Annotated in this window: 16 protein-coding genes; 8 read left to right on the forward strand and 8 right to left on the reverse strand. The window is 62.4% G+C overall.

The window, feature by feature from the left end:
- Window positions 1-297 precede the first annotated feature (297 nt).
- The 6 genes from VHD36_16915 to VHD36_16940 all read right to left on the reverse strand — a co-directional run bounded on the left by VHD36_16915 (window position 298) and on the right by VHD36_16940 (window position 10001).
- The gene (locus VHD36_16915) at window positions 298-3138 is read right to left on the reverse strand and encodes a pitrilysin family protein (GenBank protein ID HVU89008.1); all 2841 of its coding nucleotides are present in this window, start codon (window positions 3136-3138) and stop codon (window positions 298-300) included.
- A 204-nt stretch (window positions 3139-3342) separates the two neighbouring features.
- On the reverse strand, window positions 3343-3810 hold the full coding sequence (locus tag VHD36_16920; GenBank protein HVU89009.1) for a hypothetical protein: 468 nt from the start codon (window positions 3808-3810) through the stop codon (window positions 3343-3345).
- Between the two features lie 137 nt (window positions 3811-3947).
- The gene (locus tag VHD36_16925) at window positions 3948-5477 is read right to left on the reverse strand and encodes a SpoVR family protein (protein HVU89010.1); all 1530 of its coding nucleotides are present in this window, start codon (window positions 5475-5477) and stop codon (window positions 3948-3950) included.
- Window positions 5478-5657: 180 nt separating this feature from the next.
- Window positions 5658-6764: a DUF444 family protein gene (locus VHD36_16930; GenBank protein HVU89011.1), complete on the reverse strand. Its 1107-nt coding sequence runs from the start codon at window positions 6762-6764 to the stop codon at window positions 5658-5660.
- An 80-nt stretch (window positions 6765-6844) separates the two neighbouring features.
- Window positions 6845-8890, reverse strand: coding sequence for a serine protein kinase (locus VHD36_16935; protein ID HVU89012.1), 2046 nt, complete (start codon window positions 8888-8890; stop codon window positions 6845-6847).
- Window positions 8891-9602: 712 nt separating this feature from the next.
- Window positions 9603-10001, reverse strand: a complete 399-nt coding sequence (locus tag VHD36_16940) for a response regulator (GenBank protein ID HVU89013.1) — start codon at window positions 9999-10001, stop codon at window positions 9603-9605.
- Between the two features lie 299 nt (window positions 10002-10300).
- On the opposite strand from VHD36_16940, the gene VHD36_16945 reads away from it, so the two are divergent.
- On the forward strand, window positions 10301-11671 hold the full coding sequence (locus tag VHD36_16945; GenBank protein ID HVU89014.1) for a neutral/alkaline non-lysosomal ceramidase N-terminal domain-containing protein: 1371 nt from the start codon (window positions 10301-10303) through the stop codon (window positions 11669-11671).
- Between the two features lie 34 nt (window positions 11672-11705).
- On the opposite strand, the gene efp is transcribed toward VHD36_16945, so the two are convergent.
- The gene (gene efp, locus VHD36_16950; protein HVU89015.1) at window positions 11706-12275 is read right to left on the reverse strand and encodes an elongation factor P; all 570 of its coding nucleotides are present in this window, start codon (window positions 12273-12275) and stop codon (window positions 11706-11708) included.
- Window positions 12276-12388: 113 nt separating this feature from the next.
- Between efp and epmB the strand changes: the two genes are divergently transcribed.
- The 7 genes from epmB (at window position 12389) to proS (ending at window position 20588) form a co-directional block, all read left to right on the forward strand.
- Window positions 12389-13405, forward strand: a complete 1017-nt coding sequence (epmB, locus tag VHD36_16955; protein HVU89016.1) for an EF-P beta-lysylation protein EpmB — start codon at window positions 12389-12391, stop codon at window positions 13403-13405.
- Window positions 13406-13464: 59 nt separating this feature from the next.
- A complete protein-coding gene (locus tag VHD36_16960; GenBank protein HVU89017.1) occupies window positions 13465-14367 on the forward strand; it encodes a universal stress protein in 903 nt (300 codons plus the stop codon).
- A gap of 35 nt (window positions 14368-14402) precedes the next feature.
- On the forward strand, window positions 14403-15164 hold the full coding sequence (locus tag VHD36_16965) for a VIT1/CCC1 transporter family protein (GenBank protein ID HVU89018.1): 762 nt from the start codon (window positions 14403-14405) through the stop codon (window positions 15162-15164).
- 15 nt (window positions 15165-15179) lie between these two features.
- Window positions 15180-15980 (forward strand): metallophosphoesterase, encoded by an 801-nt coding sequence (locus tag VHD36_16970; GenBank protein HVU89019.1) that lies wholly within the window; start codon window positions 15180-15182, stop codon window positions 15978-15980.
- 176 nt (window positions 15981-16156) lie between these two features.
- Complete coding sequence (gene epmA / locus VHD36_16975; protein ID HVU89020.1) at window positions 16157-17140, forward strand: EF-P lysine aminoacylase EpmA; 984 nt, start codon at window positions 16157-16159, stop codon at window positions 17138-17140.
- A gap of 197 nt (window positions 17141-17337) precedes the next feature.
- Window positions 17338-18951, forward strand: a complete 1614-nt coding sequence (locus tag VHD36_16980; protein ID HVU89021.1) for a PQQ-dependent sugar dehydrogenase — start codon at window positions 17338-17340, stop codon at window positions 18949-18951.
- A gap of 98 nt (window positions 18952-19049) precedes the next feature.
- Window positions 19050-20588: a proline--tRNA ligase gene (proS, locus tag VHD36_16985; GenBank protein ID HVU89022.1), complete on the forward strand. Its 1539-nt coding sequence runs from the start codon at window positions 19050-19052 to the stop codon at window positions 20586-20588.
- Between the two features lie 460 nt (window positions 20589-21048).
- Here the strand turns inward: proS and VHD36_16990 are convergent, their stop codons facing one another.
- Window positions 21049-21903, reverse strand: a complete 855-nt coding sequence (locus VHD36_16990; protein HVU89023.1) for a fumarylacetoacetate hydrolase family protein — start codon at window positions 21901-21903, stop codon at window positions 21049-21051.
- Window positions 21904-22230 lie beyond the last annotated feature (327 nt).

The following is a 22230-nucleotide window of genomic DNA, read 5'->3' on the forward strand; positions in this document are numbered from 1 at the left end:
TCAAACCCAACAAACGACTCTACGAAATGCTCTGCCACTACCTCAGCGGCTGGGCCACACTCGACGAACTTGAGCAAGCTATCGCCAAACATCACGCCACAGCGAAACCCCCGTAGCAAATCTTGAACCGAACACTATTGAGGGAGAGGGTAGGGTGAGGGTCGAGGCCTTGTGTGAGTGGAGAACGCGAGATTGATTCCGCGCGTTACCCTCCCTTGGCCCCTCCCTGACAGGGAGGGGGATTTTCAGGCGCAGAAGCCTGTCAGAAGTTTTCCATCTCTTCATCGGTCGGACGAATCATTCTTTCGCATCGACCGTCGTAACCGGGGCGATCTTTTCCAGGCCGGATTGCAATTCTTCGGCCTGACCCACCACGACCACCACGGTTTGATCGGGTTGCACCACGTTCTTGATCAAATCCATGCACGCCGTCTCGTCGGCTTGCACGACCGAACGCAGTTCCTCGTCGAAGTAATTCTCAGGCAAGTTGTTCAGCGCCAAGAGCCACAATTCCGATGCCATCTGCAGCGGCGTTTCGCGATCCATCGGAAAGCTGCCGACGAGATACGCCTTGGTCTTGCGCAGCTCGACGGCCGACGGCGGTTCGGCCTTCAGGCGTTTGATTTCCTCGAATACGGCCGCCAGCGCTTCGACCGTCGACTCGGTCTTGCTGAAGGTGTGAACGGTGAAATCACCGGCGAACCGCTGGGCGTGAAATCCGCCATTGGCGCCGTAGGTGAGTCCCTTTTTCACGCGGATCGATTCGTTCAGCCGGCTGGAGAATGCGCCACCGAAGTAACCGTCGATCACACGGCTGGCCGCATAGCGCGGATCGTGCCGGGTGATGCCTAACTGGCCGGTGTAAATCTGGCTTTGCGTGGCGTCGGGCCGATCGACAAGCACAATGCCGGTCGCGCCGGCCGCCGGCGGGTCGGGGAGCTTGATGTCGGGCCGCTCGCCGTCGACTTTCCAATCGCCGAATACCTTTTCGGCCAAGGCCAGGCCGCGCTTGTCGTCGATATCGCCCGACAGGATCAGCACGGCCGCGTCAGGCCGCGCGAACTTGTTCCACCAGTCTGGCAGGTCGGCGAGTTTGAGAGCCTCGACGTCCTTGATCTCGCCGGTGGCCGTGCGGGCGTAGGGATGTTCGCCGTACATTTTGCGGCGCAGCTCGCGGCGCGCGATATATGCCGGCTCGCGTGATGAGACGCGCAAACCGGTCAGCGTTTGCTTGCGCGTGTCGTCGAAGTCGGCTTCGGGAAAGGTCGGCTCGCGCACAACTTCGCCCAGCAGGCCGAGGGCGCGCTCCAATTCTTCGGTCAGGCAATTGGCACTGACGGTCGATGAGTCCATGCCGCCGGTGCCGCCCAGGCTGATGGCGTACGTACCCAGTTCGTCGGCCAATCGCGCTTCGTCGTGATGCTTCGTTCCCTTGGTGATCATGTCCAAGGTCATCGAAACCGTGCCCGGCTTGGTTTCGGTCCAGGCGCCCGACAGCAGGCCGAGCGTTGCGCCGACGAACGGCACCTCGTGATTCGGGACGATGATGACCTTCAAGCCGTTGGCGAGCGTGTGCGTCGTGTGTACCAAGGGGGGCGGATCGACGGCCAGCGGGGCCGCCAGCGGCGGTGCGGGAAAGAAGCCTTGCGGCCGGGAGACGCCGGGTCGACCTGGACGGGGCGCCTGCGTCTCGGCTTCGGCCGTGATCGGTGCATCTTCCTCGGCGTTCTTCTTCGGACCGGCGGCCATGCCGGTCGAGGGAATCAAGACCTTGATCTGCCGCTCCGGCACGAGGTACTTGCGCGCCACGCGCTGGAGATCATCGATCGTCACGCGGCGGACGTCGTCGAGAACTTCGTTGGCACGCTTGGGGTTTCTTTGCAGCACGGCCGCTTCGCCGAGGGCCGAGGCCTTGCCTTCGACGGTCAAAGTTTCCATCACGATCGACTTGAGCGCACGATTCTTGGCCTTCAGCAGCTCGTGATCGGTAATCGGACCGGTGCGCAGTTTGTCGATTTCTTCGTCCAGCGCCTCGATCGCGGCCTCGGGCTTCGCGCCGAAGGGAGGCACGATCGCACCGGCGAAGAAGATGCCATCTTGCTCGAGGGACTGGGAGATATCGATCGCCGATACGGCCACCTTCTTCTCAACGACCAAGGCGCGATAAAGCCGGCTGCTATCATCGCCTACCAGGATCGTCGAAAGCAACTCAAGGGGAACATGGTCCGAATGCGAGAGGGGAACGGTGCGGAACAAAACACCGACGACCGGCGCCGGGGCGTTATCCTCGTGAACCGTGACGGTGCGGCCCGCCTCGGGCCAGGGCTCGACAATTTCCACACGCGGCGGATCGGCGCCGCGCGGGATCCAGCCGAAGTGCCGCTTCGCAAGCTGCTGCGCTTCGGCATGCTTCACCGCGCCGGCGACGACCAGCGTGGCGTTGTTCGGCACGTAGTATTTGTTCCAGAAATCGCGCAACTCTTGCACGGCCGCCGCGCGCAGATGTGGAATCTTGCCGATCGGCGTCCAGCGATACGGATGTTCGCGGAACACCTCGGCCATCACCTTTTCCATCACCGTGCCGAACGGCCGGTTCAGGCCCATCCGCCGCTCTTCCTCGACCACCTTGCGCTCGGTGTCGAACGAGCCCTGATCGATCTTCAGGCCGGCCATGCGATCCGCTTCGAGCCACAGGGCCAGCTCCAACTGATGAGCCGCCAGTGTCTCGTGATACACGGTTTGATCGAAGGCGGTGTAGGCGTTGCACTCGCCGCCGGCCTGCCGCACCAGGTCCATGTGGTCCGTCGGGCCGAGGCGCTCGGTGCCGCGGAACATCATATGCTCGAACATATGCGCAAAACCCTGCCGCTCCGGGTTTTCGTCCTTCGAGCCGACGTGATACCAGACCTGCACGTTGACGATCGGGCAGGAGAAGTCTTCGAGCGTGATCACGTGCAGGCCGTTATCGAGCGTGATCTCGCGATAATCGAACAGCTTGCGCCCCTCGGCCGGGGCTTCTGACGGTTTAACGGGCGCCGCCGCGGCGAACGCCGCGGCCTCTGCCGCCGAGCCGATCGGGGGCGCGGCGCCGAGCAGGGACCAAGCAAGCAACAAGAATAGCAGCCGTCCGTACCGCATGAGAAAATCCTGGCAGGGGTATTCGGTGGAGATCGAGCAAAACGCTCGTGCGCGTAGTCTACCGGTCGAGGCCCGAAAAGACCAACGGGGCGCAAGCACGCGCGCGCTTTGCCACGCATTCTACGCAAGACGAGGGGCGCCGGTTCCAGCATAGCGCGCGGCAACCGACGGCTGTGGTCGACGGCGCTCTCGACGCTCAAGCGCTTACGCCACGGCGGCCGAGAAGTCGCTGACCAGGCGGAAGAAAACCTCGCGCGTCAGGTGCATGGGCACGGTCTCGCGCACGCTGCCCGGCTTTTTGACGAACCGGCACAAGCTCAGCGAGCCGCCGCGCTTTACAACCAGCTCGTAGTAGCTGGTGCGGTCCTCGTCGCGCTCCGGAGGGTTCGAGCGCAATTGCACGACGCACTGCTCGGCGTCGAACTCGATCGGGTTGATCGGCTCGAGCAGATAGGTGAGCCGCGAGGAAAGCTTCTCACCAAGCCGCTTCAGCTCTTGCGGCGTTTGCCCGGCAAGCGCGGGCGTGGAAAGCTCGAAACTTGTGACCGCGCAGGCCAGCGAGTCGAGGGCGGCGAAGTCGCAAGTCAGCGTCTGGCCGGCTTCCTCGATTTCGAGCCGGAACGGCGCTTGCGCCGTTTGCAGGGACACACGTGCCTGTGCGAGCAGGGTCATAACACTCACCTCTCTTCGTTCCCTCTCCCGCACCGCGCCGCCAGGCTGGCGAGCATCCTGCCCGCAGACCTTTTAAGGCGCCCTAGCAGGGGAGCGAAACCCTCTTGGACCCGCGCAAGCGCGGGCCTCTACTAGTTTTATTCCTTACCCGGTTGCGTCGTCACTTGATGCTGGCTGTATTCGCTGCCGTCGAAGCTGAGAATCGTGGGCACGTCCTCCAGGCGTGTCTCGATGTGGACCGGTCGCATCCACAGGCGGGCCAAAGCCCGTAGCGTGTCCTGAGCGTAACCCAGTTGCAGTTCGACGCCGTTGAATTCATGGAACAAGAACAGCTCGCCGCGGTTCTTGTAGTTGCCGTCGCGGACCGTGATCAGCGGTTGCCCGCGGTTGGTCAGGCTGTAAAGCAATCGTTGCTTGATTTTGGGAAATTCGCGGCTCTCGATTTCATAATAATCGGCTTCCTGGTTGTAGCCGAACGAGAACAATTTATGTTCTCGGCAAAAATCGAGCGTCAGGAACGTGTCGATGAAGGTCAGGTCGTTGTGGATCGCGCGGACTTCGAAGATCTTCTTACGGCCCAGGCCGGTGTCCTGCTGCCAGTTGCGCTTGGCGGCCAGGTCGTCGCACTCGTCGAATTCGCGGCCGAAGCGGCCGCGGTTCCAGCGATCCTCGATATCGCGGAAGAGCTCGATTCCCAGCTTGTAAGGGTTCAGTCGGCCGGGCGACGTGGCCATCGTGCCTGAGTGGTGATCGCAATAGTGGATCACATCGGCGGCCGACAACCCCTGGCGCGTCATGATCGTGGAGTGCCAGTAGCTGGCCCAACCTTCGTTCATGATCTTGGTCTGCGCCTGCGGAGCGAAGTAATACGCCTCATCGCGCAGCATCGACAGAATATCCAACTGCCAGCTCTTCAAGGGTGCGTGCTCGAGCACGAACAGCATGACGTCGCGCATCGGCTCCGCCGGAAAATGCTCTTCTTTTTCGCGCTGCCGCTTGCGGGCTTCGGCCTCGGCCTCCAGCGCCGCCGGCGGATTGACGAACGAATCCATGTAGCTCTTGGCCTGAAAGCGGCCGGGCCGCGCATCCTCTTCCTCCTCGTCCTGGGCGGCCAGGTCGAAGCGCGGGCGATCGTCGCGCCGCTTGATGAACAGCGAATGCACGTCGATCAAGTCCTCGATGCTCAAGCAGCAATCGATGAACTCTTCGACCGTCTCCACCCCGAAGCGATCCATGTAACGGCGGATCCGATTGCCGTGGTTCGCCATGTGATCCATCATCTTGCGATCGGTATGGGCGAACCAGGCGTTGTTCTTGAAGAAGTCGCAATGGCCATAGACGTGCGCCATCACCAGCTTTTGATCCGTGAGCGCATTCGACTTCATCAGGTACGCGTAGCACGGATTATTATTGATCACCAGCTCGTAGATCTTTTGCAGCCCGTACGTGTAGCCCTTGGAAAGCTGCTCGTACTCCATGCCGAAGCGCCAGTGCGGATAGCGCGTGGGGAAGCCGCCATAGGCCGCGATGGCGTTGAGCTGATCGCAATCCACGACTTCGAAGATCGTGGGAAAGAAGTCGAGACCGTGGCCGCGCGCATATTCCTCGATCTGGACCTGCATTTCAGCCAGATCCGGAGGCAACGACGTGTCGGTGTGCATGGCCATGGTCAGGTTCTTTCAGCAGCCTTACTTTTTGATCCGTTTACTGGCCCGAAGCGCGAGCGACGGAAAAGTCGGGTAAATCGCTCGCCGGCGCTTCGGGCTGGTGTAAATACCGCCAATCCGAACTGTTGCAGTGCAGTTTGCGTGCCACCCATCGGCAGCATTAGCGATATTTGCCTGTTGTTACTTTCCCTTTCCCAGGAACGCTTTGATCGAGTCGTATATGGCGTCCTTATCGCGAATCTCGGAGAGGACCAGCTTGTCGACGTTTTCCGAAACGCCCATCCGCAGCGACCGCATGTATTCGCCGCTGCCGTAGGGGCTTTCGACCTGCCCGTAGCAGAAAAGATTCGCCACCGGCAGCAAATGTTCGCGCAGCAGCCGCAGGCTGGCCTCGTTGTCCTCGCCCCAGTTGTCGCCGTCGGAAAACTGGAAGCAGTAGATATTCCAATCCGCAGGCGAGAACTCGCGGGCGATCAAGTCGACGCACACTTTGTAGGCACTACTGATGCGCGTGCCGCCACTTTCGCGGGTGCGGTAGAACGTGTCTTCGTCGACTTCCTTGGCCGCCGCGTCGTGAATGATGTAACGCGTTTCCAGGCCGTTGTACTGGCTCTTCAGCCAGGTATCGATCCAGAACGCCTCGGTGCGCACGATCTGCTTCTGTTCATCGGTCATCGAGCCCGAAACGTCCATCATGTAAATCGCGACGGCGCTGGCATCGGGCTGAGGAATCTTGACCCACGAGCGATAACGCTTGTCATCGCGAATCGGCACCACGCGCGGGCTATCAGCGTCATACGTGCTCGACGAGACCTGCCGGCGCAGCGCCTGAATGTAAGTCCGCTTGAAATGCCGCAGCGATTCCGGACCCAGCCGGCGAATACTGTTGAAGCGGGTCTTTTCCTGAATGACGTTGCTGCGCCCCTTGGGCTCGATACGGGGCAGCTCGAGCTCGTCCCCCAGGATTTGCGCCAGCTCTTCGAGCGAGATATCCACTTCCAGGATATGCGCGCCCGGGTCGCTGCCAGCCTGGCCCTTACCGTCCCCTTGCTCACCGGGCGCGGCGCCGATAGGCGTGCCGACTTCGCCCTCGCCTTGTCCGACGCCGCCCGAGCCGTTCTTGCCGTAGCGGAAGTGCGGCACGTCGAGCTGTGGAATGGGAATGCTGACCAGATCGCGCCCCTGCCGGCCGATCATCTCGCCGTGCGTGACATACTTCCGCAGATTCTGGCGAATCTTGCCGCGGACGATCTGTCGAAAACGTGACTGGTCCCGCTCCACCTTCATGGCGTCTCTCGCTTAGAGAGTACATGTCGAATGTGATAACGCATTCGACATTCGTCCCTTCGTCATTCGGATTTCAATACTTACGGTTTCGTGTCTCCGCGGGCGAAGATGCTGGCCACGAAGTTCAACACGTCCGTGGCGCTTTCGTCGTCATACCCGTAGTCACGAATCAAACGCCCCTTGACGACGTCGATCTTGGCTTGCGTGTCGGCGTCGACCACCTTCGAGACCAGGCTCGTCAGCTTGATCGAATCCTTCTGGTCTTCGAACAGCTTGAGCTCCAATGCCTTGTTCAGGCGTTCGTTGGTCTTATAGTCGAACTTGCGGCCGTCGATCGACAAGGCGCCGATGTAATTCATGATCTCGCGGCGGAAATCGTCCTTGCGGCTTTCCGGGATATCGATCTTCTCCTCGATCGAGCGCATCAGCCGCTCGTCGGGCTCCTGGTATTGGCCGGTGAACTTGTTCTTCACTTTTTCCCGCTGCGTGTAGGCCTTCACATTGTCGATGTAGTTGCCGCACAGTCGGGCCAAGGCGTCTTCGTCGGCCGCGATCGCCCGCTGCACTTCGTTCTTCACGATGTTTTCGTACTCTTCCTTCACCACCCCCAGCAGTTCGCGGTAGTGGTTCCGCATCTCTTCGCTGGTGATCAGCGTGTGATGCTTGAGCCCCGCCTCGATTTCGTTGAGCACCATGAAGGGGTTGATGCTCGTGGCGTCGGGGTGGGCAACCAGGGCATTGGAAATCTTGTCCTGGACGTAGCGCGGCGAGATGCCGTGCATCCCCTCGGTCAGGGCTTGCTCGCGCAGTTCCTTGACGTTGTCTTCGGTGAAGCCCGGCAGGCTCTTGCCGTTGTACAGCTTCAGTTTTTGCAACAAGGTGAGGCTGGCGTTTTTCGGCGGTTCGAGCCGGGTGAGGATGGCCCACATGGCGGCCATTTCGATCGTGTGCGGGGCGATGTGCTTGCCCTGCACTTTCTCCTTGTTGTAGTCCTTTTCGTAGATGCGAATCTCGTTGGCCAATGTGGTGACGTAAGGAATGTCGATTTTCACCGTGCGATCGCGCAGCGCTTCCATGAACTCGTTGTTCTGCAGGCGGCGATATTCCGGCTCGTTCGTGTGACCGAGGATCACCTCGTCGATGTCGGTTTGCGCGAACTTCTTCGGCTTGACCTTGTGCTCCTGGCTGGCGCCGAGCAAGTCATACAAAAACGCCACGTCGAGCTTCAAGACCTCGACGAACTCGACGATGCCGCGGTTGGCGATGTTGAACTCGCCGTCGAAGTTGAAGGCCCGCGGGTCGCTGTCGCTGCCGTACTCGGCGATCTTCCGATAATTGATGTCGCCGGTCAGCTCGGTCGAATCCTGGTTCTTTTCATCCTTCGGCTGGAAGGTGCCGATGCCGACGCGGTCTTTCTCGCTCAAGATCAAGCGCTTCACGCGCACGTCCTGCACGACCCGCGTCCAGTCGCCGCCATAATGCTTGAGCCGCTCGTTGTAGACGTACCGGCAGAACGGGCACAGCTCGCCCTTGACCTTGGCGCGGTACTCGCCCGGCGCCCGGTCGAGGTTCAGGTTCGCTTCAACGTCGGCGCGGAACCGGCTGGGGATGATGTGCAGCGGCTCCTCGTTCATCGGGCACCAGTGGACCGTGTGCGGTTCCTCCAGGTCGACCCAGCCGAGGGTGTACAGCGCCCCCTCGTCGCGGGCCGAATAGCGCTCCAGCCCCTTTTTCAGTTGCCGCGCGATAGTGCTTTTGCTGCTGCCGACAGGACCGTGTAACAACAGCACGCGCTTCTCGATGCCGTAGCCCTGCGCGGCGCTTTTGAAGGCGTTGACCAGGACGGCCAACTGGCTCTCCAAACCGAAGACGGCGTCGGCGCCGTCGCTTTCCGGATCTTCGAAGAAGCGGTAGCGGAGATGCTTTTCCCGCCCTTCTTCATAAGATTCTGTCCCGTAGGACAGGATCATATCGTAGACGCGTTCGAACGCGTTGCGAGTTACAAGAGGATTGGCGCGGACCAGATCGAGGTATTCCTCGAACGAGCCTTCCCAGGTTTTCTTCCTGAATTGCTCGAGGTCCTGTCGCTCGGCGATAATCTCGATAATCGATCGTCCACTGGTCATTGCTGGTACTCCACGACGTATCCGTCGTTTCCCAGGCGCCGGCGGAGGTTAATCCGCATGCTCAATGCGTTCCACGCATGAATGGGTCGCACCCCTGGTTGCTTGGGCCACCAACCATTCACGACAGCTCCGACGATCGGGCTGCCTGCTGCCGGCTCTTCCTGGCCTTCCCTTCGTGAAAATCGCCAATCGCAGACGACCGTTGGCAGCGGCGTGCGCGGGGATCGAAACTTTCCCAGCGCGCAGCAGCAAACGCGTTCGCCTGAGCGACCAGAAGGGAAGGTTGGAAAAGAACGCCCGGTGCGGAAGTGAACCGAAGGTAGGCCGTGCCTCTACTCTGGGCCGAGATGCTAGGACTTCCAAATCCGCACACCTCGCCTATCTCTACCCAACTTCAAGTATTGCCTCGATGCCCAACCACGGCAATACATTCTTTTATGCCATCGATGCGTCGGGCTATCGCGCAGCCAACAGGGAGCGGCGCAAAGGGCTGCGCAGGGCTCGGTTTATGCCGTGCTTGACGGTTGGGGGGGCGGCAGACCGACACAAACAGCGGTCGCTAGCAAGCCAGGGCCAGAATGCGCGAATCGCGGCCCGCTGGACACCAGCCCTGGCGAGAGCCGGGCGAAGGATCAGCGAGGCACAGTGGCACGCAGGGTGGCACGGACAACTCGCTTGTCCGTGCGCCGCAGGCGCCAAGCGTTCGCTGCTCTCACGCCAGCAGCTTTTCGACGCTTTCCATCAGCCGGTCCATGGCGAACGGCTTGCGGATATAGTCGTCGACGCCCAGCATCTCGGCGTACGCCTTGTGACGGCTTCCCTCGTTGGCCGTGATCATGATCACGCGCATCGGGACGGGCCGTGTGCGGCGTAGCTTCTCCAAAACCAGAAACCCGCTGCGCTTCGGCATCATCATATCGAGGATCAACAAGTCCGGATCCTCGCGCTCGGCCATGGCCAGGCCCTGGTTGCCGTCGCGCGCGACGAGGATCTTGTACCCCCGCGCTTCGAGCGCCAGGCGGATTGATTCCACGATTTCGGCGTCGTCATCGACGATCAGAATCCGCTTGGCGGCTGTCTTATCCGCTTTGTCCGCTGGTTCGGTGGGCATATCGGTGTGCCTTGCGCAGGTCGCCTCAGGTTCGCGGTGCGGCGACCGTTGGAGGGAATGGTTTTTCGTGTCGAGTGGCGAGACCACCACAAGTATCCGAGATTCCGGCGCAATGCAAGCGCGCCGACTTAGCGCGCTAGCCTTTTGGTAAGGGCGCACAACGGTCGCTTTGTATGCGATTCATCAAAGGCGGCGGAACTTGCTGCCCGCGCGCCACCGGCCTAACATCGGGGCGATTGCCACGCGGCACCGAACTCTGGTCCGCCGTCGCTCGACCGCACCCCGCCGGAGCCCCCGCCATGCACGCACGCTCGCTCGTCTTGTTTGCGATCTTTGCCCTCGCCATGACGCCGCACACACTCGCTCGTGCCGCCGAGTCGGCAGGTTGGAAGGCGGGCGTCGCCAAAATTGTCATCACGCCCGAACGCCCCATGTGGATGAGCGGTTATTCCAGCCGCGACCATGCCGCCGAAGGAAAACTGCACGACCTGTGGGCCAAGGCCCTCGTACTCGAAGACGCCGCGGGCCAACGCGCGGTGCTCGTGACGCTCGACCTGGTGGGCATCGACCGCCTGTTGTCGCTGTCCGTGCGCGACGCTCTGGAAAAGAACTACGGCCTGACCAAGCGGCAAATCGCGATCAACTGCTCGCACACGCACACCGGTCCGGTCGTGAGCCACAACTTGCGCACGATGTACTCGCTCGACGAGCAGCAATCGCGCCTGGTCGACGAGTACACCGCCGCGCTCGAAAAGAAGATCATCGCCTTGGTGGGCGAAGCGATTCAGAACCTCGCACCTGCCGCGATTTCCTGGGGAGGCGGCGAAACCAGTTTTGCCGTCAATCGCCGCAATAATCCCGAACCGGACGTGCCCGCCCTAATCGCCGAGGGAAAACTCAAAGGTCCGGTCGATCACCAGGTGCCGGTTTTGGCCGTCAACGATGCGGGCGGAAAACTGAAGACGGTCGTTTTCGGCTACGCCTGCCACGCCACGGCCTTATCGTTCTACCAATGGACGGGCGACTGGCCCGGCTTCGCTATGATCGACCTGGAAAAAGAACATCTCGGCACGGTGGCCATGTTCTGGGCCGGCTGCGGCGCCGATCAGAATCCACTGCCCCGGCGTACGGTCGAGCTGGCCGAAAAGTATGGCCACGAAATGGCGACGGCCGTCGACCAGGTGCTGGCAGGCGAGATGACGCCGATCGCCGGCAAGCTTTCGGAAAGCTATGCCGAGATCGATCTATCGTTTGCCACCTTGCCCACGCGCGAAGAGTTGACCGCACAGGCCGCCTCGAATGACAAGTACCAGGCCGCCCGGGCCAAGATGCTGCTTGCGCAGATTGCCGCAGGAAAACCTCTGAGCCCAACGTATCCGTATCCTGTCCAGGTGTGGCGGCTGGGCAATGGACCGGTGTTTGTCACGCTGGGCGGCGAAGTCGTGGTCGATTACGCACTGCGTCTGGAACAGGAATACCCCAACGAGCGGATGTGGGTCGCCGGCTACACGAACGATGTGATGGCCTACATTCCCTCGCGGCGCGTGCTGACCGAAGGGGGCTACGAAGGCGCGGGCGCCATGGTCTATTACGGACTCCCCACGGCGTGGGCGCCCGACGTCGAGGAAAAGATCATCCGCGAAGTCCACCAGCAGATCGGCAAGCCCTGACGCGCGACCGCCGACACAGAATCGCGCCCGCCGGTCATTCCTTGGCGCGTTCCAGGTACTCGCCGGTGCGGGTGTCGATCTTGATGAACGAATCCTGCTCGACGAAGGCCGGGACCAGGATTTCGGCGCCCGTCTCCAGCTTGACCGGCTTGGTCAGGTTCGTGGCCGTATTGCCGCGCACGGCCGGCTCGGCGTATTCCACCTTCAGGACGACGTGGTTGGGGGGCGTGACGCTGATGGGGCTGTCATTGAACAACACCATGCGGCAGACCATCCCCTCCTTGATCCACTTCCAGGCATCGTCGACCTGATCGGCCGTGAGCTCGTACTGCTCGTAGGTGGTATTCTCCATGAACACGAAATTCTCGCCCTGGCGGTACAGGTACTGGGCGTCGATCTCCGTGACGTCGGCGGCTTCGAGCGAGTCGCCCCCTTTGTACGTCCGATCCAACATGGTGTTGCGGATCAGGTTCTTCATCCGGCACTTGTACAGGGCGTTCCCCTTGCCCGGCTTCACGAAGTTGCATTCGACCATGATGTAGGGATCGCCATCGATCTGGACCTTCAATCCCTTCTTGAAATCGCTGGTGGAGTAACTGGCCACGGGTGATGTCCTGCCTTGTCGCTTGGGGGTACGGGTTTATGCTACGATTGCCCGGCGGGAGAAAAGGCCCCGGCCGAGGGTTGGCTCATCAAAGGTAAACGACCATTTTAGCGATCCAGACCGATCCTGTCCGCCCCACCTTCCCCCCGGTCGAGCCGTGCTGGCGGCGCGAATTGCGGCAGGCGGTGCGCGATCCCGCGGAGCTCTGCCGACTGCTGGCGCTGCCGCAGGAGTTTGCCGAACGGGCCATTGCGGCAGCGGGCGGTTTCCCGCTCTTCGTGCCGCGCGGCTTCCTGGCCCGAATCCGTCCCGGCGACCCGATCGATCCCCTGCTGCGGCAAGTCCTCCCGGTCGCCGAAGAGTTCGCCACCGTCGCCGGCTACTCAGCCGACCCGGTCAATGATGCCGCCGCCAAGCGGTCGCCCGGGCTGTTGCAAAAATACGCGGGCCGGGCGCTATTGATCACGACCGGCACCTGCGCCGTCCATTGCCGCTACTGCTTCCGACGGCACTACCCGTACGCCGAGGCACCGAAGTCGCTTGCCGCCTGGGAGCCGGCGCTCGCCGAAATCGGGGCTGACACGTCACTGCACGAGGTGCTGCTCTCGGGCGGTGACCCGCTGGTGCTGGTCGACGATTTTCTTGCGCAGCTCGCCAGGCGCTTGGCCGGTATCGCACACCTGCGCCGCTTGCGGATCCACACGCGGCTGCCGGTTGTCATACCCGAGCGCGTGTGCGACGAGCTCCTCGGCTGGCTGACCGGTAGCCGGCTCACGCCGATCGTGGTCGTGCATGCCAACCACGCGGCCGAACTCGACGAAAGCGTGTCCCGTGCGCTTGGCCGATTGGTCGATGCGGGGATCGTCGTCTTGAATCAGGCCGTGCTCTTGCGTGGCGTCAACGATTCGGCCGACGCGCTATCGGCCCTCTGCGAGCGACTCGTCGACTTGCGCGTGATACCTTATTACCTGCATCAGCTCGATCCGGTGGCCGGGGCCGCGCACTTCGAGGTGCCGGAGCACGAGGGGCGGGCACTGATTGCCGAGTTAGCCGCGCGGCTGCCCGGCTATGCCGTGCCGCGTTATGTTCGCGAAGTACCGGGGGGTACGAGCAAGACAATGATTGCCTGAGAGCGCCACGGCCGAATTGTCGCGGTCGATCGCGCCGCGTTTGGCAACCGGAGGGGGAAATGAAAGTCTTGGTGGGGGTCGACGGGTCGGCGGGGGGCTTTGCCGCCGTGCGCCTGGCGGGACGCGTCATCGATCCGGCGCGCGATCAGATTGCGCTCTACTACACGCCGCCACAAATACACTCCCGCGATGCGGGGCCGGAAATCTGCGAGCGGGCAAGGACGGCCCTGGCCGAGGCGATTTTTGCCGAGGCACGCGCCGACCTTCCCGATGGCCTGGCGGACGGTGCCGAGACGATCTTGGGCACGCAAAATCCTCGCGAAGGACTATTGGCCGCGGCCGAAGAGTCGCGCGCCGGATTGATCGTTGTCGGCGCCCGCGGAGCTGGCCGCATTGAAAAGCTGGTACTCGGGAGCGTCTCGGGATCCTTGGTGCGCCAGGCACATGTTCCGGTGCTGGTGGTGCGTCCCTCCGAAGCCAGCCCCGCTCAGGCACCTTTACGCGTGCTGTTGGCGTTCGACGGTTCGCCCGACGGACACCGGGCGGTGCGTTTTGCGGCGAGCTTGCACTGGCCCACGGACACTTCCGTCGTCGCCGCTGGCGTGATCGAGTCGCTCTTGGCCGGCGCGGTGCCGACGTGGTTGGAAGAAAAAGCCCGCTCGGCCGATGCCGAGGCCATGGCGCAGGCCTGGGTGCGCGAACACGAGGCCGATCGCGAGCATAAGAATGAGGAGCTGCACCAGCTTTGCCAGGCGTTGCCTGGTGTCTTTGCCTCGGCAAAATGCCTGGTTGCCGAGGGGCATCCGGCGGAACAGATCTTGCGGCTCATCACCGCCGAGCGCATTAACATCGTCGTCGTGGGCGCTCATGGCATGGGAGCCGCCGAGCGGCTGTTGATCGGCAGCACCGCCGAAAAGGTGCTGTCGATGGCTCCCTGCTCGGTGCTGGTCGTGCGCTCCTAGTCGAAGTCGTATAGCGCGGGCAGACGGGTGGTGCGATGAGTTTTCTGCAGCGTGATACGGCTCCGCTCGACGCTGAACATACGCCCGCCGCCATTCACCGCCGTCTGCGCGCCGCGACCGAGCACAGCTACCTGCGCGATTTCGTTCTCGGCGCCATGGACGGCACGGTGACGACGTTTGCCGTCGTCGCCGGCGTGGCCGGCGCCGGCTTGCCCCGGGGCGTCGCCATCATCCTCGGCATGGCCAACCTGCTGGCCGATGGCTTCAGCATGGCCGCCGGAAACTACCTGAGCACCAAGACCGATCGCGAGCTGGTCGATCGCGCGCGCCGCATCGAAGAGATGCACGTCGACCAGGTGCCTGACGGAGAGCGCGAAGAAGTGCGGCAGATCTTCGCCGCCAAAGGTTTTGAAGGCCCCATCCTCGACGAGGTCGTCAACGTCATCACCACGGATCGGCGCCGCTGGGTCGATACGATGCTCACCGAGGAACTGGGGCTGCGGTTGGAATCTCCCAGCGCCCTGCGCGCGGCCGCCTCGACCTTCGCCGCGTTCGTGACTGTCGGACTGATCCCTTTGTTACCCTTTCTCCTGGGAATCTCCGGTGACGGGCGGATTGTATTCGCCGTAAGCGCCGCGGCCACGGCCGTGGCCTTCTTTGGCGTGGGAATCGCACGCGGACTGGTTTTACACCAATCGGTGGTCCGTGCCGGTTTCGAGACCCTGGGCATCGGCGGCGTTACGGCCGCCTTGAGTTATGCTGTAGGACTGGCGCTGCAAAGCCTCGGCGCGCCCTGAAGACCAGAGAACAGCATGGCACGCGTCGCCTGGCTTACCGATCTGCACTTGAATTTCCTGTCGGGCGACGCCGTCGACAAGTTTTTGGCGCGCGTCGCCGCCACGCGCGCCGATGCGTTCATCATCAGCGGTGATATTGCCGAATCGCAAAATGTCACAGAGTATCTGGAATGGATCGCCAGCCGGCTCGCCGGGCCCGTCTATTTCGTGCTGGGAAATCACGACTTCTACAACGGCTCGATCGCACAGGTTCGAGAAAAAGTTACCGAGCTCTGCCGGCATGAGCCGCAGCTCGTATGGCTGAACACGGCCGATCAGATCGAACTGTCGCCGCACGTGGGCCTGGTCGGGCACGACGGTTGGGCCGATGCGCGGCTGGGGGATTACGAGCGGTCGCTCGTCATGATGAACGACTATCGGCTGATCGCGGAGTTTGCCTCCATGAGCAAGGAGGCGCGCTGGCCGCTCTTGAAGGCCGAGGCCGACGCAGCGGCTGACCACATTCGTCGCGTGCTGCCGGCCGCGCTCGCAAAATTTCCGCGCGTCGTTCTGGCCACGCACGTGCCGCCGTTTCGCGACGCCTGCTGGCACGACGGCGAAATCTCGGACGACGAGTGGCTGCCGCATTTCACTTCGAAGGCCATGGGCGACGCACTGATCGAGATCATGCACAAACACCCGACCCGGGAGCTGACCGTGCTTTGCGGCCATACTCACGGCCGCGGTGAAGCACGCCCCGCCCCGAATATCCTCGTGTTGACCGGCGGCGCGGAGTACGGTTCGCCGGCGATCGAACGCGTTTTTGATTTCTCATAGCGATGGACAGCATTTCGAATGGAGAATCTCGACCCTCCCCTGACCCCTCCCTGACAGGGAGGGGAATCGTAGTCGAGCGAGTTCAATAAACCCTCTCCCTCCGGGAGAGGGTAGGGTGAGGGCGCCGGGGTGCGGCTGATGGCGATTTTTTCCGAGCTGCGCGAAGTCTGATCGTGATGACTGGCGACCGCGACAACTGGCGACCTACGGCGAGTTGGGAGATGCTGCGCCGTCGTGCGGCGCTACTAGCCCAGTTGCGCACATTCTTCGCGCGCCATGGTTTTCTCGAAGTGGAGACGCCGCTGTTGTCGGCCGACACGGTCGTCGATCGGCATCTCGACCCGTTTGGAGTTCCCATCTCGGGTCCGCCGGCAGCCACGAATCCGCAGTATTGGCTGCAAACCTCCCCCGAGTTCGCCATGAAGCGCCTGATGGCTGCGGGCGGCGAGGCGATTTATCAGGTGACGCGCGCCTTTCGCCGGGATGAGCAAGGCCAGCGGCACAACCCAGAATTCACGATCGTCGAATGGTATCGAGTCGGCGACTCGCTCGACGCCGGCATGCAGTTTCTTTCCGAGCTGTGCCAGGAAATGCTCGGCACGCCGCCGGCAGTGCAATTGACCTATCAAGCGGCGTTCCAACAGCACGTCGGCATCGATCCACACACGGCGACGAACGAAGAGATTGTAGAAGCCGCGCGGCACCACGGTGTCTCGGCGCCAGAAAGCCTGGGCACAGCCGATCGCGATGCCTGGCTCGACTTGCTCTTGGTCACGCTCATCGAACCGCATTTGGGCAAAGTGGCGCCGACGATCTTGCACGATTATCCGCCGTCGCAAGCGGCGCTGGCGATTGTGCGGCCCGGCCCGCCGCCGGTGGCCGAACGCTTCGAGCTATACGTGCGAGGGATCGAGCTGGCCAACGGCTATCACGAATTGCTCGATCCGCACGCGCTCGGCGCGCGAAATCGCGAAAACAACCGGGCGCGGGTCGCCGATGGAAAACGGCCCCTGCCCGAGGAGAGCCGCCTCTTGGCGGCCATGGAGACCGGTCTGCCAGCCTGTTGCGGCGTGGCGCTGGGCTTCGACCGGGTCGTGATGCTCGCCACGGGCGCGAGCTCGATCGACGAGGTGATTGCTTTCCCCTTCGATCGAGCGTGATGCTCGACCGCGCGCGCCCGACTATCGAAAAGATTTTCGCGCCGCCTACGCCCCTTTTTCGTAATGCGTCGTTAGTCTGTATCTCACAGGGGTCGGACTAGCCGCGGCGCGGCATTTGCAGCATCCGCGGGCTCAGCCAGCGCGTTCGGGATCTTTCTTGGCTGCGTGCAGGGGCAATGCACTTCGGGAGCACGAACATGTCCCCCCTTCTCCTGCCATTTGTCGCATCGCGCGCGCGTGTCGCCGCGACTGCCCCGATTTCGTCGGTACGAATCACCGCGCTTGCGGCGACCATTCTGGTCGCCGCGACGACGGCGCAGGCTCAGACCGTCATCCGCGTGGCCAGCGGTCTTGATAACCCGCTCTTCGCCACCTTCGCCCCCGGCGACACCAGCCGCGAGTTCATCGTCGAGCAGGGGAGCAATGGCACGGCCGACATCAAGATCCTGAATCTCGCCGACAATACGATCAATCCGACGCCATTTTTGACGCTCTCCGGCATCGCCACCGGCGGCGAGCAAGGGCTCTTGGGCCTGGCCTTCGATCCCAACTACGCCACCAACGGCCGCTTTTACGTCGACTACACGGCGCCGGGCGGGGCGTTCAACGCCGGCGTGACGCACATCACGCGCTACCAGGTTTCGTCGAACGCCAACGTTGCCAATGCGGCTAGCGCGACCGACGTGCTGACGATCGACCAGCCGCAGACGAATCACAATGGCGGCTGGATCGGCTTCAGCAATCGGCCCGGTGATTCAGGGAATCTGTACATCGCGATGGGCGACGGCGGCAACGCCAACGATCAAGGGACGGGTCACATCGAGCCGACGGGTAACGCCCAAGATACGAACTCGCTATTGGGCAAGATGCTGCGCATCAACGTCGACACGCCCGGCCCGGCGCAGCACCCGAACTACTCCATCCCGTCGAACAACCCCTTTGCCAATGGCGTCGGTGGCGCGCCCGAGGTGTTTCTGTACGGCCTCCGCAATCCCTTTCGCGATAGCTTCGACACGGCCACCGGCAACTTGATGATCGGCGACGTGGGCCAGGGCGCGCGGGAGGAGATCGACGTCCAGAAAGCAACCAATCCTGGCGGTGGTGAAAACTACAGTTGGCGTTTGCGCGAAGGAACGATCGCCACGCCCGGCGTCGGTGGGCCAGCTCCGCCGGGTGCGGTGAACCCGATCCTCGACTATCCGCACACCCCCACGGCACAAGAGCCGATCGGCGGGCAAGCCGTGATCGGCGGTTACATCTATCACGGCGCGGGCGTGCCGAGCCTCGACGGTAAGTACATTTTCGGCGATTTGCTGGGGCCGATCAGCAGCTCGAACCCCAACGACCTGGGCCGCATCTTCTCGCTCGACTACAACGGCACGACCGCGTCGAACTTCACAGACATCACCAGCCAGTTGTTCGCGGGAACATCCTTATCGCTTTCGAGCCCGCACTCTTTTGGCGTCGATGGCTTCGGCGAGATGTATATCGTCGACGGCAACGGCTCGTTGTATCGCATCGTGCAATCGGCGGCGGCAGGCGACGCCAATCACGACGCCATCGTCAACAGCCAGGACATCGCGCTCATCTCGGCGTCATGGCTGGCGACGGGCAGCAATCTGCCAGGCGATACGAATCACGACGGTATCGTCAATTCGCAGGACATCGCGCTGGTCTCGTCCAACTGGCTGGCCGTCTCGGGCGAAGGGGGTGCCGCCGCGGTGCCCGAGCCGACGGGGCTGGAGCTCGCACTCATCGCGCTCGTGGGTTGTGCTTTAACGGCATTTCAATGCCAAGGAAGGTTCTCGTAGCTTCCCCTGCCCCATTGTTGGTTTTCCCGGAGATGCGCTAGAATGGCACCCTTTGTGGCACGCCGTCGTAGCGTTCAAACCCCGTAGAAAACCGATTCATGGCAAAAGCTCCCGCGACCGCGATTACACCCACCCGCGGCGATGATTATCCCGAGTGGTATCAGCAGGTGGTCCGCGCCGCCGACCTGGCCGAGCAATCCCCCGTGCGCGGTTGCATGGTGATCAAACCCTGGGGCTATGCCCTGTGGGAGAACATGCAGCGCGTGCTCGATCGGATGTTCAAGGACATCGGGCACGTCAACGCCTACTTCCCGCTATTCATTCCGCTCAGCTACCTGGAAAAGGAAGCGGAACACGTCGAAGGCTTTGCCAAGGAATGCGCCGTCGTCACGCATCACCGGCTCGAGGCGGGGCCGGAAGGGGGCCTGGTTCCCACGGGCAAGCTGGAAGAACCACTGGTCGTGCGGCCGACGAGCGAAACCATCATCGGCGCCATGTACGCCAAGTGGGTGCAGTCGTATCGCGATCTGCCGATCTTGATCAATCAATGGGCGAACGTCGTGCGCTGGGAGCTGCGCACGCGGATGTTCCTGCGCACCGCCGAGTTTCTGTGGCAGGAAGGACACACCGCGCACGCCACGCAGGCCGAGGCGGTGGAAGAAACCATCAAGATGCTGGGCGTCTACGCCCGCTTCGCGCAAGACTACATGGCCATGCCCGTCATCCGTGGCGAGAAGACGGCCGGCGAGCGATTTCCCGGCGCCGTGAACACGTATTCGATCGAGGCCATGATGCAGGACCGCAAGGCCCTGCAGGCCGGCACATCGCACTTCCTGGGCCAGAATTTCTCCAGGGCGCAGGAGATCAAGTTCCTCTCCTCCGAAGGGCGCGAGGAATTCGCCTGGACCACAAGCTGGGGTGTGTCGACACGCTTGATCGGCGGTCTGATCATGACTCACGGCGACGACGATGGGCTGATCGTGCCGCCGCGACTGGCGCCGCAGCACGTCGTGATCCTGCCGATCTATCGCACGGACGAAGAGCGCGCAAGCGTTCTGGAATATTGCCAGAAGTTGCGGGCCGAGCTGGCCGCACAGCGCTATGACGACGAGCCCGTGCGCGTGCTATTAGACGATCGCGACATCGCCCGGGCGGATAAGAAATGGCAGCACGTCAAGCGCGGCGTGCCGGTGAGCGTCGAGATCGGCCCGCGCGATCTGGCGGGTGATACGCTCATGCCGAAGCGTCGCGACGAGACCTCGGGCGAGAAAAAGCCCGCCGTGCCGCGCAGCCAGTTCGTGGCCGAGATCGGCGCTACCCTGACCGCGATGCAGAAGAACCTTTTTGACCGCGCGCTCGCCGAGCGCCAGGCCAACACGCGGACGATTACCAGGCTCGACGAATTTGAGGCCTTCTTTACTCCGGCCAATGCCGACAAGCCGGAAATTCACGGCGGCTTTGCCGTGTGCCATTTTGTCGAAGGGAAGCAAACGGCCGACATCCTGGCCAAACACAAGGTCACGATCCGCTGCGTGCCGATCGCCGAGGAGCCCGGCTTCGAGCAGGAACTGCCCGGCGAGTGCGTCTTCACGGGCGAGCCGACCACGAAGCGCGCAATCTTCGCCAAAGCGTACTAACAGCCTGTTGAAGAACTCAACGGGCTGCGACATCGCAGGGATGCGATGGCAAAATATCGACGTAAGTCGTTATTTTGCGAGCCATGCGAAGCTTTGCTTCGCACTTGGCGAGGTTGAAAAAAGCCACGAGGGCTTTTTTCAACAGGCTGCTAAGCGAAGCGCGGAGCGAAAGGTGCCGAGTGCCGAGCGATTCACTTCGAGCACCTTCCCCAAGCGCCAGCGATGGTCGCACCGAGCTTCGATTCGTCCCTCGCGCGCTTCGGGCAGGTATTGATCAACTCTACGAGTTCCAGCGCACATTAGTTTGGCAATTCGGGTGCCATGGCCACGCTGGACTGGCAAGGCATCAGGCCACCTACTCGCGCGAGCGTGATGCCGGTAATTCCCGTGTATCTGACGCCCAAGGCGTCGAACAAGTCGGCCCAGGGCAGGCTATTAGGATCCGCGGCCGTGCATGTAGCTATTTCACGTCCGCGACGAACGTGTTGCGCAATACCCCCAGCCTTTCGATTTCGATTTCCGCGGCGTCGCCTGGTTGCAAGAAGATCGGCGGCTGCCGCGCGAAGCCGACGCCTGGCGGTGTGCCGGTGAAGATGACGTCGCCGGGGATGAGCGTGCAGACCTGCGAGATGTAGGCCACGAGGCGGGGCACGGAAAAGATCAATTGATCGGTGTTCGAGTCTTGCAGCGTGCGCCCGTTCACGCGGCATTGAATGCGCAAGTGGCCCACGTCGCCTAGTTCGTCGGGCGTGACCAGCTCGGGCCCGAACGGCGCGAAGCCGTCGAACGTCTTGCCCAAGAGCCATTGCTTGCCGGGCTTGTGCGCTTGCCAATCGCGCGCCGAGACGTCGTTGCCGACGCAGTAGCCGCCGATGTAATTCATGGCGTCCGCGGGCGAAACGCGTCGCGCGCGGCGGTTGATGACGACGACCAGCTCGGCCTCGTAATCCACTTCGTGACTTTCGCCCGGTAAGGGAATCACGTCGCCGTGCGCGGCCACGGCGGTCGGAAACTTGTTGAAGATCACCGGCTCGGGGGGCGGCTCCATGCCGCTTTCGCGCGCGTGATCGGCGTAGTTCAAGCCGACGCAAATGACCTTCTGCGGCTCAGGAATGGGGGCCAGCAGGCGCACGGTGCCGGGATCGATCGTGGCCCCTTTGGTCATCGCGGCCGCGGCGCGGCGCAAGACCTCCGGGCCTGCGGCCAATAACTCCTTCAATGACCAGGGGAGTGTCGGATCGGTGCTGGCCAGATCGACATAACGACCGTCGCGCACGGCAGCCACGCGGGGCCCTTGCGCGGATAGAAACGTCACGAACCTCACGGAATCCCTCCGGTAGTTTTCTGCCACGTTCGTCTCGCCGATCGCCCCCTCTTGGGGCGAGTCACGGCCGAGCGCCGGCGCCAGATTAAGGCCGCGATCATGGCTTCGCAAGGCGTCGCGCCGGTCGGGATGCGGCGCGGAACAGCCCGCTCGCCGTGCAAGTCGGGGGACCAGAAAACGCTCGAACACCCGGCTTTGGGGCCGGTTGAGCAATTTTGTCAGGCGCGTCCTGGCATTTCGAACTATGTTTTCCAGTGGCAGGCGATCGCAACACATCTCGGGAGCACGAACCTGCCAACGCACGCGCTTCGATCGCGC

The sequence above is a fragment of the Pirellulales bacterium genome (genome assembly GCA_035546535.1).
GTDB lineage: Bacteria > Planctomycetota > Planctomycetia > Pirellulales > JACPPG01 > JACPPG01.

Coding starts and splice junctions, on each gene's coding strand:
- VHD36_16915 (HVU89008.1), bottom strand. CDS start 3,138: ATGCGGTACGGACGGCTGCTATTCTTGTTGCTTGCTTGGTCCCTGCTC.
- VHD36_16920 (HVU89009.1), bottom strand. CDS start 3,810: ATGACCCTGCTCGCACAGGCACGTGTGTCCCTGCAAACGGCGCAAGCG.
- VHD36_16925 (HVU89010.1), bottom strand. CDS start 5,477: ATGGCCATGCACACCGACACGTCGTTGCCTCCGGATCTGGCTGAAATG.
- VHD36_16930 (HVU89011.1), bottom strand. CDS start 6,764: ATGAAGGTGGAGCGGGACCAGTCACGTTTTCGACAGATCGTCCGCGGC.
- VHD36_16935 (HVU89012.1), bottom strand. CDS start 8,890: ATGACCAGTGGACGATCGATTATCGAGATTATCGCCGAGCGACAGGAC.
- VHD36_16940 (HVU89013.1), bottom strand. CDS start 10,001: ATGCCCACCGAACCAGCGGACAAAGCGGATAAGACAGCCGCCAAGCGG.
- VHD36_16945 (HVU89014.1), top strand. CDS start 10,301: ATGCACGCACGCTCGCTCGTCTTGTTTGCGATCTTTGCCCTCGCCATG.
- VHD36_16960 (HVU89017.1), top strand. CDS start 13,465: ATGAAAGTCTTGGTGGGGGTCGACGGGTCGGCGGGGGGCTTTGCCGCC.
- VHD36_16965 (HVU89018.1), top strand. CDS start 14,403: ATGAGTTTTCTGCAGCGTGATACGGCTCCGCTCGACGCTGAACATACG.
- VHD36_16970 (HVU89019.1), top strand. CDS start 15,180: ATGGCACGCGTCGCCTGGCTTACCGATCTGCACTTGAATTTCCTGTCG.
- epmA (HVU89020.1), top strand. CDS start 16,157: ATGACTGGCGACCGCGACAACTGGCGACCTACGGCGAGTTGGGAGATG.
- VHD36_16980 (HVU89021.1), top strand. CDS start 17,338: ATGTCCCCCCTTCTCCTGCCATTTGTCGCATCGCGCGCGCGTGTCGCC.
- proS (HVU89022.1), top strand. CDS start 19,050: ATGGCAAAAGCTCCCGCGACCGCGATTACACCCACCCGCGGCGATGAT.